Source organism: Pseudarthrobacter sp. NIBRBAC000502771 (assembly GCF_006517215.1).
In the GTDB taxonomy this organism is placed as follows: Bacteria; Actinomycetota; Actinomycetes; order Actinomycetales; family Micrococcaceae; genus Arthrobacter; species Arthrobacter niigatensis.
This window is the reverse complement of the sequence record NZ_CP041187.1, coordinates 1,708,315-1,720,498: the sequence shown is the minus strand read 5'-3', so window position 1 is coordinate 1,720,498 and position 12,184 is coordinate 1,708,315. Positions and strand designations below refer to the sequence as shown.

Sequence of the window (12,184 nt, the reverse complement as noted above, 5' to 3'; positions counted from 1 at the left end):
CCTTACCGCTCCAGCAGGGACACGTCCCGGACAGCGCCCTTGTCCGCGGAGGTGGCCATCGCGGCGTATGCGCGCAGTGCAGCGGACACCTGCCGGTCCCGGTCCTTGGGCTTGTAGCCGCCGTTGATCAGCAGCTTCTCGCGGCGCTCGGCCAGGAGTTCATCGGATACCTCCAGCTGCAGCGAGCGCTGGCTGATGTTGATGCTGATGATGTCGCCGTCCTCCACCAGGGCGATGGCGCCTCCGGACGCTGCCTCAGGGGAGATGTGTCCGATGGACAAGCCGGAGGTGCCGCCGGAGAAGCGGCCGTCCGTGATGAGGGCGCACTTCTTGCCCAGGCCGCGGCCCTTGAGGAACGACGTCGGGTACAGCATTTCCTGCATGCCCGGACCACCTTTGGGGCCTTCGTAGCGGATCACCACCACATCGCCTTCCTTGATGGACTTGTTCAGGATCTTTTCGACGGCCTCGTCCTGCGACTCGCACACCACGGCCGGCCCGGAGAAGGTCCAGATGGACTCGTCCACGCCGGCGGTCTTCACCACCGCACCATCGACTGCGACGTTGCCGCGGAGCACGGCCAGGCCGCCGTCCTTGGAGTACGCGTGTTCCACCGAGCGGATGCAGCCTTCTGCGGCGTCGGTGTCCAGGGAGGTCCACTCATTCGACTGGGAGAACGCGGTGGAGGAGCGGACGCCGCCGGGAGCGGCGTGCCACAGCGCCTTGGCTTCCTCGGTGGCCTTGCCGCCGCGGATGTCCCAGTCATCCAGCCAGCCGTCCAGGTCGGCGGAGTGCACGGAGTGGACGTCCTTGTGCAGGAGGCCGCCTCGGTTCAGCTCGCCCAGCAGGGCGGGGATGCCGCCGGCGCGGTGCACATCCTCCATGTAGTAGGTCTTGTCCTTGGCCACGTTCGGGGCCACCTTGGCCAGGCAGGGCACCTGGCGGGACTTGGCATCCATCTCGGCCAGGCCGTAGTCCACGCCGGCCTCCTGGGCGGCGGCCAGCAGGTGCAGGATGGTGTTGGTGGAGCCGCCCATGGAGATGTCCAGCGCCATGGCGTTATCGAAAGCCTTGGCAGTGGCGATGGAACGGGGCAGCACGGACTCGTCGCCGCCGTCGTAATAGCGCTTCACGAGCTCGACGACGGTGGCGCCGGCTTTCTCGTACAGCGCCTTGCGGGCGGTGTGGGTGGCCAGCACGGAGCCGTTGCCCGGCAGCGACAGGCCGATGGCTTCGGTGAGGCAGTTCATGGAGTTGGCGGTGAACATCCCGGAGCAGGAACCGCAGGTGGGGCAGGCGTTCTCTTCGATGAGGTTGATGTCGGCATCGGAGATGGACTCGTCCACGGCGTCGGCGATCGCGTTCACCAGGTCCAGGGAGCGCACGGAACCGTCGGTCAGGGTCACGCGGCCGGCCTCCATGGGGCCGCCGGAGACGAAGACCACCGGGATGTTCAGGCGCAGGGCGGCCATGAGCATGCCGGGGGTGATCTTGTCGCAGTTGGAAATGCACACCAGGGCGTCGGCACAGTGGGCGTTGACCATGTACTCCACGGAGTCGGCGATCAGGTCGCGGGACGGCAGCGAGTAGAGCATGCCGGAGTGGCCCATGGCGATGCCGTCGTCCACGGCGATGGTGTTGAACTCGCGCGGCACGGCGCCGGCGGCCAGGATCGCGTCCGAGACGATCCTGCCCACCGGGGCCAGGTGGGTGTGGCCGGGGACGAACTCGGTAAAGGAGTTGGCCACGGCGATGATGGGCTTGCCGATGTCGGAGTTGGCAACGCCGGAGGCGCGCAGCAGTGCGCGGGCTCCGGCCATGTTGCGGCCGTGGGTGACTGTTTTTGAGCGAAGTGCAGGCATGCTTACCATGCTGCTGGTTCGGCGCTCCCGGCGGAAGACAGCCCTGCTACTAGTAGTAGGAGTACCAGAGTAATAGTATTTGGGAGTGAACAATCCCGGACGGCGCAAGGAACTGGGCCTCTTCCTGCGGGCCAGGCGCGACCAGGCGCTGCGGGCTGACTACGGCCTGCCGCCCGTCGGCCGCACCCGTGAGCGGGGGCTCCGCCGCGAGGAAGTGGCGTTCCTTTCCGGCGTCAGCGTCACCTGGTACACGTGGCTGGAGCAAGGGCGGGACATCAGCCCTTCCCGGCAGGTTTTGGAGGCCATCAGCCGTGCGCTGCATTTGTCCAGCACCGGCCTGGGCTACGTACTGTCGCTGGGCGGCTATGCCACCGCGGCGCCCGCCGGGCCGGCAGCCGATACCGCGCCGCCCCACATCCAGCGCCTCCTGGACGCCCTCGATCCCAATCCATCCTTCGCGTTGTTTCCGGACTGGGGCGTGGCCGGGTGGAACACGGCTTACGCGGCGTTGTATCCCAATATCGCCAAGGTGCCGGCGGCAGACCGGAATCTGTTGTGGCTGGTGTTCACCGACCCGTATGTCAGGAACCTCCTGCCGGACTGGGAGACCACCAGCAAGCGGTTCCTGGCCGAGTTCCGGGCCGAAACCGGGCAGCGGCTGGGCGACCCGGACATCCAGTACCAGGTGGAACGGCTCAAGGAAGCGAGCCCGGAGTTCCGGCAGGGCTGGGACCTTTACGACATCGTGGGTTTCGAGTCCCGCGAGCGTCTGTTCCACCACCCCGCCGTGGGTGTGCTCCAGCTGGAACACCACCAGGTGTCGCCATCGGACCGGCCGGACCTGCACATCGTGGTTTATACGCCGGTCCCGGGCAGCGGCGCCGCGGCGCAGATGAAGTCGCTCCTGGCAGGGGCCTAACCGGGCGGCACTGCGAGGTAGGCGAGCGCGGCCGCCGCCTGGGCCCGCGTTGCCACGGCGAGGGTGGGGTCGACGGCAGGGAGGAACGACGGCGAGTGGTTGGCCGGGATATCGGCGTCCACCGTGCCGTTCGCCACCGCCCGCCGGTAGGTTTCCGGCGGCACGGAGCCCACCACCCAGTACACGTACGGAATTCCGAAGGCGTCGGGGATCCGGCTGAAATCCTCGGACGCTGTCTGCGGGGCAGTCTGGTAGACGGCATCCGCGCCGAAGGCCTGCGTGAATGCGGCGGCCACCCGGGCGTTGGCTTCCGGATCGTTGCTGGTCAGCGGGTACTGGTCGTAATACTCGAACTCCGGCTCCTGGGGCGAGCCCGCAGCTGCACACTCACCCCGGACGATCCGCTCGATCGCAGCCATGATGGCGGCGCGCAAATCCACGTCGTAGGTGCGGAGGTTGAGCAGCAGCTCGGCCCGGTCCGGGATGATGTTCGCCGTGGCGCCCGCCCGCAGGGAGCCGACGGTCAGCACGGCGAACTTCCCCGGCATGGTTTCTCGGGACACGACGGTCTGGAGGCGGAGGACGATCGAGGCGGCGAGCACCACCGGATCAACCGCCTTGTGCGGCATCGAGCCGTGGGCGCCCCGGCCGTGGACGGTGATGCGGACTGAATCACCAGCCGAGAGGATGGGACCCGGCGTAGTGCCGATGGTTCCCGCCTCGGTGGGCATGACGTGCTGGGCCAGCGCCACGTCCGGCCGCGGGATCCCGGCGGCCAGGCCGTCGTCGAGCATTGCCTGCGAGCCCGCCGCCGTTTCCTCCGCCGGCTGGAAGAGGGCGGTGTAGGTGCCCCGCCAGGCATCCCGATGGTCGGCGAGGTACTTGGCCGCCCCGAGCAGGGCCACCACATGCATGTCGTGCCCGCAGGCGTGCATTACCCCCACGTTGGCGGAGGCGTAGCTCGCGCCTGTTGCCTCCGTGACCGGAAGCGCGTCCATGTCCGCCCGGGCCAGGACACCAGGGGCGGTCCCGTTGGCAAGCACACCCGCCACGCCGGTACCGCCAAAGTGCCGGACATCGAAGCCCCAGGCGGCCAGCTTCTCCGCAACTGCTGCGGAGGTCTGGTGTTCGGCGAGGCCGAGTTCCGGATTCCGGTGCAACTGTTCATAGAACGGGACCTGCCAGTCCAGCTCCTGCCCGATGCCTTCCGCAGTGTTTTTGGCCAGTTCCATGTGAAGTCTCCTTCCGGCCGGCGCTGCCAGCCCTCCCGGCCACATTAGGCAGCACCGGTGGATGGTGTCCATGGGCAACTAAAAAGCGGCCGGCGGCGGGTAATCCCGCTGCCGGCCGCTTCCCTTGCCACGGACGCTAGGCCAGCACCCCCTGCCGCACGACGGCCGGCTTGAACTGTGCACCCGCGCCCGGGAATACCGGCACCTCTACCCGTGCGTGGGTGTGGACCTCGGTGACCGTGGCCTTGGTGTGCCGGGCAATGTCCTCCATGGTGGCCACCCACATGCCGTCCATAGCCTTTACCCGCTCCATCAGCTGCTCCAGGGCGACGGCCTTGGAGGGGCGGCCGGAAATGAAGGGGTGGTTGGTGAGGACGAAGCAGCTGCCCTGGGAATGGTGGGCTTCGGCTTCGAGCGTCCACATTTCCAGGACCTTTGCCGGGCTCTCGATCACGCCGCTGCCGGTGACTCCGGGGTAGAACGCGTACTGCTCCCAGTCGTCAAGGGTCCAGTCCACGGGAATCTCCACGATGTCCCGGGGATCGTCCGCGGCGACGGCGAAGCGGTAGGGGGCGTCGCCGTCGAGCAGGCTCGAATCGTAGAGGAAGCCGCGGTCCGCCAGGAGGCCCGGCGAGTGCCAGTTGAGCTCCCACCAGGGCGCCCGGTAGCCCACGGGCCGGACACCTGCGACTTTGGCCAGCGCCTCCAGGCCGCGGTCGATGTAGCTGGCCTCGGTGGCGGCGTCGATGCCCTGCATGGGCTCGTGCAGGTAGCCGTGGTGGGCCACCTCGTGGCCGCCGTCAACAATCTGCCGGACCACGTCGGGGTAGGACTCGGCGGTGAAACCGGGGATGAAGAAGGTGGCCTGGATTTCCTGGCGGGCCAGGATGGCGAGCAGCCTCGGAACCGCGATCTTGGGGCCATAGGACTGGTGGCTCATAAGCGACATGCGCCGGGTGCTGGTGGGATCGTGGGCGATCGTGCAGGACTCGGCGTCCACATCGAAGGTGAAGGACGCTGCGGCCTTGAAGCCTTCGGGCCAGGTGATGGGGTGCAGGGGGTCCGCTATGGCGGGCTGATTCACGGGAAATCCTTTCGGCGGGCGCTGGGCGCCCGCCTGGTTCTACGGGATGGTGAGCTTAGAGGGCGGGAAGGACGGGCGTGCTTTCCGCGCCTTTGCTCTCTGCTTCCGGAGCGGCTGCGGCGTCAGGGGCGGCTTCCGCCTGCTGCGTGGTGCGCGGCTCGAGGGCGAGGTAGCGGATGTGCTGGCGCGGGCCGAGGATGGCGTACACCCCGGCGCTGGTCAGGCCGCCGGCCAGCCAGGACAGGTCCCAGCCGCCCAGGGCCACGGCGATGGGGCCCTGCATGATGGGGATCAGGCCGTACATGAACAGCCACGTTGCAAAGATCCCGGCCACGAGGGAGATGACGCCGGCGAAGTTGACCACCGGCAGCCGCTTCGTGCCGACGCCGTCGAACAGTCTGTCGGTTCCGCCCGGCCAGCGCTTCTCCAGCCAGAAGTAGTGCACCAGCATGATGCCGCCCCAGGCGGCCACCCAGGCCACCAGGCCGATCAGCCAGGCGTCGAGTACCGCGGCGAAGTCCTCCTGGAAGATGAAGAAGACGACGGCGGCGAGCGAGAAGACGCCGACGAACAGGTTGAGCTTGCGGCGGCTGATGGAGATGTCCAGGGCCTGGGTGGCCACTGAGAACGTGTAGATGTTCAGGATGTTGGTGGCAATGGGTCCGTGGAGCACCATCAGCAGCACTGGCAGCGCCATGGCGCCGAAGTTCAGGACGATCAGCTTGCCGGGGTCGATCTCGCCGCTGTTGGTGGCGAGGCTTGCGCCCAGGACACCGAGCCACACTACGGGGATGAACTGTCCCAGTACCGAAGCGAGGTAGACCTTTTTCTTGGGGACGCTGGTGCTGACGAACCGGGAGTAGTCCGCGGCGTAGGTGAACCAGGTGATGCCCCAGCCGATGCCGATGGCGGTCATGACGGCGCTCATGGCGGCGATGCGCTCGGAGCCTTCCAGGACGGCGCCGGCAGGACCGGCGTAGCTCCAGTCGATATCCATGCCGAACCACGCCACTGCGGACATGACGGCCAGGATGAGGATGGTGGGCGGTACGGTCCATTTTTCAAAGGCGGCAATCGCCTTGTAGCCGAACCAGGCGATGGCCACCTGGAGGGCCATGATGAAGGTGGCGACGCCGATCTTCCAGGCATAGTTGGGGGCGTCCGGGTCAACCCAGCCGAGGGTTCCGAAAAGTGCCATGACCAGGTCCAGGATGATCCAGGTGTTCACTGCGCACCAGCCGATCACGAGCAGGGCCTGGATGGCGGCCGGCAGGTAGTTGCCGCGCCGGCCGAATGCCGCCCGGGCCAGGACCATGCCGGTGGCTCCGGTCTTCTGGCCCAGGAGGACGAAGCAGCCAAAGAGCAGCATGCCGATAAGGTTGCCCAGCACCAGGACGGTGATGGTGTCCGCCAACCCGAGTCCCAGCTGGATCCCGAGTGCCCCCAGCACCCAGTTGATGGGTGCCAGGTTGGCGCCGGCCCAGATCCAGAACTGGCCGGATACCTTGCGTGTGCGTGCTGATTCGGGGATGGGCTGCAGCCAGGCTTCGTGGTCCACGGCGTTGTGGTCCTCTGTGGCCTGGGCAGGTTGGCCGTGCGTGGCTGTTGAAAGCTTTTCTTGCATGGGGGCCTCCGTGAGGTGAATAAGTACAAACAAGGCTATGTGGCCCTCATCACAACCAACAAGATACAATGTGTCGAACAAATCCTCCTCCTACGTTACGGACTGTCGTGTCAGTGTTTCTCGGCGAAATACTCGCCCACCCCGCCCTTGCCGCCGCAGATCCAGTGGTCCACCCGGAAGGGGTCATGGCCGACGCGCAGCCGGTCCGCTGGGTGCACTCCAGCGAAGTGCTGGACATCGCTCCCCTGCTGCGCGGCGGTGAACTGCTGCTCTGCGGCGGGATCACCCTGGCCACCGCCACCCCGGCCAAACGCGGGGATTACGTCCGCGAACTGGCGCAGCGGGGCGTCGCAGCCCTGGCCATCGAGACCGGTGGCGCGCTGCCGGAAATCCCTGCCGACATGCTTCAGAAGGCTGAGGAGTACGGCCTCCCCGTGGTGGAACTACGGAAGGTGGTCCCGTTCGTCGGCGTCATGCAGGCCATCAATTCTATGCTGGTCAGCGAGTCCGTGGGGCACCTGCAACAGGCAGATGCCGCGACGCGCGCCATGGCCGCCGAACTTGCCCACGGAGCGGCACTGGACAAGATCCTCGGCGTACTGGCCGGCATCACCGCGTCAGCCGTAAAACTCACCTCCCCGTGGGGCGTCACCATGGGCAGCGCGGTCCCGGACGGCTGGAACGATGGGGCGGACGCGGATGCCGGCGAAGGAACAGAGGACGACGACGGCATCGCACCGGGCGGGCACGGCGGCTTCTACGCGGTGGCCGACGGAACGGTGATCACCGTGGACATCCCCGTGCGCGGGGTCCTGATGGGGCGGCTGGAGGTACATGTGCCCGGCGCTGCGGACGCGGCCCTTGCCCAGGTGGCCGGAGAGCGGGCCGTGGACATCCTGGGCCTGGCACTCCTGCAGCACACACCCCCGGGGCTGCATGCCCTGGCAGGTGCCGAACTGATGCGCGCCGTGCTCAATGCCGCGCCGGAGTGGCGCCTGGAGCAGCTGGCCCCCGGCGCGGGTTTCCCCACGGACTCCCCCGCCGTGGTGGCAGCCATCCATGCGGCGGCACCTCAGGAGCTGCGCGGCGCCGTCGAAAATTTCCTAAGCGCGCAGCGGATCCCGTGCGCCGCATACCTGGACGACACCGAACTGGTGGTGATGATCGGGCTGCCATGCACGGAAACTGCCGGCGAGCGGCGGCAGCTCCTGGAATCCTTGAAGGACCTGGAGGGTGACCACGATGCCGTGATCGCCGTGGGGCCGCTGGCCGGCGGGGTGGCGGAGGCGGCCTGGTCACTGGCGGAAGCGCGGCGCGCCCTGGAGGTACGGCAGATCCAGCGCAGGAACGCATCGGCGCGCAGGCGGCACCCGGCACGCGGCCTGGTGGTGCTGGACGCCCAGGACACCGCCGTGGAAAGCCTGGCCCTGACATGCCTGGATGCCTCATCCCGGGAGGCGTTCATCAACAGGCAGTTGCGGGCGGTCCTGGAACACGATGCGCTGCGCCAGTCCCAGCTGCTCGAGACCCTGCAGGTGTGGCTGGACTCCGGCTGCAACACCGCGCAGTCGGCGCGCGAACTGCACCTTGAGCGGCAGTCGATGCACCACCGGCTGCAGCGGATTTTCGATCTCTGCGGCGGCGATCCGCGAGGCACCGGGCGGCTGGCGGCCCTGCATCTGGCGGCGCGGATGGCCGGGCTGCCCTGAGCTGAAACCGGAGCCGGGGATGGACTGCGCCCGCCGGCCGCCTCAGCTGGCCGGCCGGCCACCCAGCCGCGTGGTCACCTTGGCGGCGGCGGCCACGCAGGCCTCGCCCAGGCTCTCGAACTGCTCCTTGGACACCCTGAACCGCGGCGCTGGAATCAGGACGGCCGCCACCACGTCGCCGCGGTGATCCCGGACAGGCGCGGCCACGCCCACTTCGTCCATGGACGATTCACCGTAGTTCCCGGCCCATCCCCGCTGCCCAACCTCCTGGAGCCGGGCCTCGTAGGCCGCCAGGCCGTCGTCGTCCAGCCCCGGGAATGTGATGGTGCCGCTCTTCAGCAACTCCCGCACCCGCTCGCCGGGAAGGGTGGACAGGAAAACTTGGACGGAAGCGCTCATGGCGTCACGGTAGCGGGCACCCAGCGGGGTGGTGTGCTTGATCTGGTGGTGGCTGGCGATCTGCTCCACGCAGATGGCTTCGTCTCCGTTCCAGAGCATGAGGGCGCTGGTCTCTCCGGTCTGCTCGGTCAGCTGCCGCAGGACGGGATAGGCCACGCGGCGCTCCTCCATCTCGGCCAGCAGTGGACCGGCGACGGCAATGAGCCCCAGGCCCAACCTGAACCGCTTGGTTTCCGGGTCGCGTTCCACCAGGTTTTCCTGCTCGAACGTGGCCAGGATCCGGGAGACGCTGCTCTTGTGCATGCCCACGCGGTTGGCGATTTCGGTGACGCCCAGCAGGGGTTCGTCGGCGGTGAAGGTGCGCAGGACGGCGATGGCGTTGACGACGACGGAGGCGCCTTTGGCATCAGTCCCGCCATTGGTGCCGGCTCCGCTGGCGCTGGTGTCGGAGGTTTGTGCAGGAGTCATGGTGGAGACCATCTTTCCCTATCGTTGGCGGCAGACGCCGAAAGCGGCGCCGTGAAACACGGCGCCGCTTCGGCTGTTCAGTGGGTTATGCCTCGATGATGTTCTTCTCCGGGCCGAACGGGAACTTGGTGATGTTCTCCACCGAGTTGTCCTCGCCGATGACCAGGATGTCGTGCTCGCGGTAGCCGCCGGCTCCGGGCTGGCCATCAGCCACGGTGATCATGGGCTCCATGGAGACCACCATGCCCGGCTCCAGGACGGTATCGATGTCCTCGCGCAGCTCCAGGCCGGCTTCGCGGCCGTAGTAGTGGCTGAGGACGCCGAAGGAGTGGCCGTAGCCGAAGGTGCGGTTGGCCAGCAGCCCGTTGCTGATGTAGATCTCATTCAGTTCGGCGGCGATGTCCTTGCACACGGCGCCGGGCTTGATGAGTTCCAGGCCGCGCTTGTGGACCTCGACGTTGATGTTCCACAGCTCCAGGGAGCGTTCGTCCGGCTGGCCCAGGAAGAGGGTGCGCTCCAGGGCGGTGTAGTAACCGGAGGTCATGGGGAAGCAGTTGAGCGAGAGGATGTCGCCCTGCTGCAGCTTGCGGGTGGTGGCCCAGTTGTGGGCGCCGTCGGTGTTGATGCCGGACTGGAACCATACCCAGGTGTCGCGGACTTCCCGGTCCGGGAAGGTCTTGGCGATCTCGTGGACCATGGCTTCGGTGCCGATCAGGGCAACTTCGTACTCGGAGATGCCTTCACGGATGGCGTTGCGGATGGCTTCGCCGCCGAGGTCGCCGATGCGGGCACCGTGCTTGATGACTTCGATTTCCTCGGCGGACTTGATCATGCGCTGGCGCATGGCGTCCTGGGAGACGTCCAGCAGCTGGGCGCCGGGGAAGGCGGCGGCGATCTTCTCGCGGGTCAGGCCCGGGAGGAAGTCGTCCTCGACACCCAGCCGCGCGGCTTTGACGCCGCGCTGGCGCAGGGCTTCCTGGAGGCCGAAGAAGAAGTTGTCGCGGCGCCAGTCGGTGTACACGATGTTCTCGCCGTAGGAGGTGCGCCACGGCATTCCGGCGTCGATGTTGGCGGTAACGGTGACCGAGTCGTCGGCGGTGACGACCAGGGCGTAGTTGCGGCCGAACGTGGTGTACAGGAAGTCGGAGTAGTACTTGATGCCGTGGTAGCTGGTGAGGATGACCGCATCCAGCTCCTTGGCGGCCATGATCTTGCGGAGGCCGCCGAGGCGGCGCTCGAATTCCGCGTCGGAGAACGTGAGCTTGCCCTTGGTGCCGTTGTGCAGGACCTTGAGGCGCTCGAGTTCGGCGATGGAGGAGGCGTTGTCGGCAGTGATAGTCACGGGTGGTGCCTTTCTAGTGGGTGCCAGCTGCTGTTGGTGCAGCTGGTGTTGGTGTGCGTAGTGAGGTTGGTCTGTGTGCCCGGATGGGTTGCGGGCCCTTGGTTGGTCAGAGGTGCTTGAGGGGTTTCCGCGAGGTTTCGGCGGCAAACAGCACGGCCGTGAGGGACACGGCAGCTGCGGCCACGAGATACCAGCCGGGTGCCAGCTTGCTCTGCGTCAAGCCGATGAGCAGGGTGGCCATGAATGGTGCAGTGCCGCCGAACAGCGCGTTGGAAAGGTTGAAGCTGACGGCGAAGCCGCTGTACCGGACTTTGGTGGGGAAGAGTTCAGCCAGGAAGCTGGGCAGCGTTCCGTCGTTCAGGGTGAGCATGCCGCCCAGCAGGATCTGGACCAGGACAATCACCAGGAAGTTGCCGGTGTCCAGCAGCATGAAGGCCGGAACAGTCAGGAGCATGAACAGTACGGAAGCCGTGATCAGCATGCGCTTGCGACCGAACCGGTCCGAGGCGAGACCGGTCAGGAAGATGAAACCGATGTAGCTGGCGAGGGCGATGGTTGTCGCCAGGAAGGACTCAGTGGGACCGAAGCCCAGTTCCTCAGACAGGTAGGTGGGCATGTAGCTGAGGATGACGTAGAAACCGACGGCGTTGAGCAGCACGGCACCGCACGCGATCACCAGCTGTTTGCGGTAGGTCCGGAACATGTCGAGCGCAGGGGCCTTGGGAGCGGATTCCTCCTGGTCGGCCAGTGCACGGAAGGCCGGGGTGTCCTCCAGCTTGGTGCGGATGTAGCGCCCGATCAGTCCCATCGGGGCGGCCAGCAGGAACGGCAACCGCCATCCCCACTCGTGCAGTTGGTCGGTGCTGAGTACCGAGCTGAGGAGCGCCGCGATCAGTGAGCCGAGGAGCAAGCCTGCGGCGGTGCTGGCAGGCACGACGGCGGCATAGAGACCGCGACGGTTGGCCGGGGCATATTCCACCAGGAAGGCTGATGCTCCGGCGTATTCGCCGGCTGCCGAGAAGCCTTGGACCACACGGACCAGCAGGAGCAGGACCGGGGCCAGCATGCCGATGGTTCCGTAGCCGGGAATGAGGGCGATGCAGAACGTGGAGACGGACATGATGACGATCGAGAGGGAGAGTGCCTTGCGCCTGCCCAGCTTGTCGCCGATGTGGCCCCAGAAGAAGCCGCCCAGGGGACGGACGAAGAAGGAGATCGCGAAGACGGCAAAGGTGGCCAGCAGCGCGGTCTGCCGGTCCGCTTCGGGGAAGAACACCGACGAGATGACGGCTGCGAGGTAGCCGTACACGGCGTAGTCGAACCACTCGACAAAGTTGCCGATGAAGCTCGCCGTGACCACCCGGCGTCGAACGCTCTTACCGGCGACGGCGTTGTCCATGCCGCCGCCAGCCCCGGCGGGAGCGTTGGCGTCAGCGGCAACCACTCCTGCCCGGGGTGAGTTTTGTTGGGTACTCATAAAACCACCAATGATGTTGGAGTTGCATTCCTTGCAACCTGGTTGTTTCAAGATAGGCCGTGATGTGA

9 protein-coding genes are annotated in these 12,184 nt (G+C 66.9%); 2 read left to right on the top strand and 7 right to left on the bottom strand.

Annotated features, from left to right (window positions below; genetic code table 11):
* Window positions 1-2: 2 nt before the first annotated feature.
* Entirely contained in the window at window positions 3-1,862 is a 1,860-nt protein-coding gene (ilvD, locus tag NIBR502771_RS08000) for a dihydroxy-acid dehydratase (protein ID WP_141159282.1), read from the bottom strand.
* Window positions 1,863-1,947: 85 nt separating this feature from the next.
* Between ilvD and NIBR502771_RS07995 the strand changes: the two genes are divergently transcribed.
* Window positions 1,948-2,781, top strand: coding sequence for a helix-turn-helix transcriptional regulator (locus tag NIBR502771_RS07995; RefSeq protein WP_141159281.1), 834 nt, complete (start codon window positions 1,948-1,950; stop codon window positions 2,779-2,781).
* On the opposite strand, the gene NIBR502771_RS07990 is transcribed toward NIBR502771_RS07995, so the two are convergent.
* The 3 genes from NIBR502771_RS07990 to NIBR502771_RS07980 all read right to left on the bottom strand — a co-directional run bounded on the left by NIBR502771_RS07990 (window position 2,778) and on the right by NIBR502771_RS07980 (window position 6,721).
* Entirely contained in the window at window positions 2,778-4,013 is a 1,236-nt protein-coding gene (locus NIBR502771_RS07990) for an amidohydrolase (RefSeq protein WP_141159280.1), read from the bottom strand. The two genes, NIBR502771_RS07995 and NIBR502771_RS07990, sit on opposite strands and share 4 nt — an antisense overlap.
* A gap of 136 nt (window positions 4,014-4,149) precedes the next feature.
* Window positions 4,150-5,097 carry a polysaccharide deacetylase gene (locus tag NIBR502771_RS07985; RefSeq protein ID WP_141159279.1) on the bottom strand — a complete coding sequence of 316 codons (948 nt, stop codon included), beginning with the start codon at window positions 5,095-5,097 and terminating at the stop codon, window positions 4,150-4,152.
* 55 nt (window positions 5,098-5,152) lie between these two features.
* Entirely contained in the window at window positions 5,153-6,721 is a 1,569-nt protein-coding gene (locus NIBR502771_RS07980; RefSeq protein ID WP_141159278.1) for a cytosine permease, read from the bottom strand.
* Window positions 6,722-6,828: 107 nt separating this feature from the next.
* On the opposite strand from NIBR502771_RS07980, the gene NIBR502771_RS07975 reads away from it, so the two are divergent.
* The gene (locus NIBR502771_RS07975) at window positions 6,829-8,430 is read left to right on the top strand and encodes a PucR family transcriptional regulator (RefSeq protein WP_141159277.1); all 1,602 of its coding nucleotides are present in this window, start codon (window positions 6,829-6,831) and stop codon (window positions 8,428-8,430) included.
* Between the two features lie 42 nt (window positions 8,431-8,472).
* On the opposite strand, the gene NIBR502771_RS07970 is transcribed toward NIBR502771_RS07975, so the two are convergent.
* The 3 genes from NIBR502771_RS07970 to NIBR502771_RS07960 all read right to left on the bottom strand — a co-directional run bounded on the left by NIBR502771_RS07970 (window position 8,473) and on the right by NIBR502771_RS07960 (window position 12,116).
* Window positions 8,473-9,309: an IclR family transcriptional regulator gene (locus NIBR502771_RS07970; protein WP_141159276.1), complete on the bottom strand. Its 837-nt coding sequence runs from the start codon at window positions 9,307-9,309 to the stop codon at window positions 8,473-8,475.
* Between the two features lie 73 nt (window positions 9,310-9,382).
* A complete protein-coding gene (locus NIBR502771_RS07965) occupies window positions 9,383-10,639 on the bottom strand; it encodes an aminopeptidase P family protein (RefSeq protein WP_141159275.1) in 1,257 nt (418 codons plus the stop codon).
* Window positions 10,640-10,745: 106 nt separating this feature from the next.
* Window positions 10,746-12,116: an MFS transporter gene (locus NIBR502771_RS07960; protein WP_141159274.1), complete on the bottom strand. Its 1,371-nt coding sequence runs from the start codon at window positions 12,114-12,116 to the stop codon at window positions 10,746-10,748.
* Window positions 12,117-12,184 lie beyond the last annotated feature (68 nt).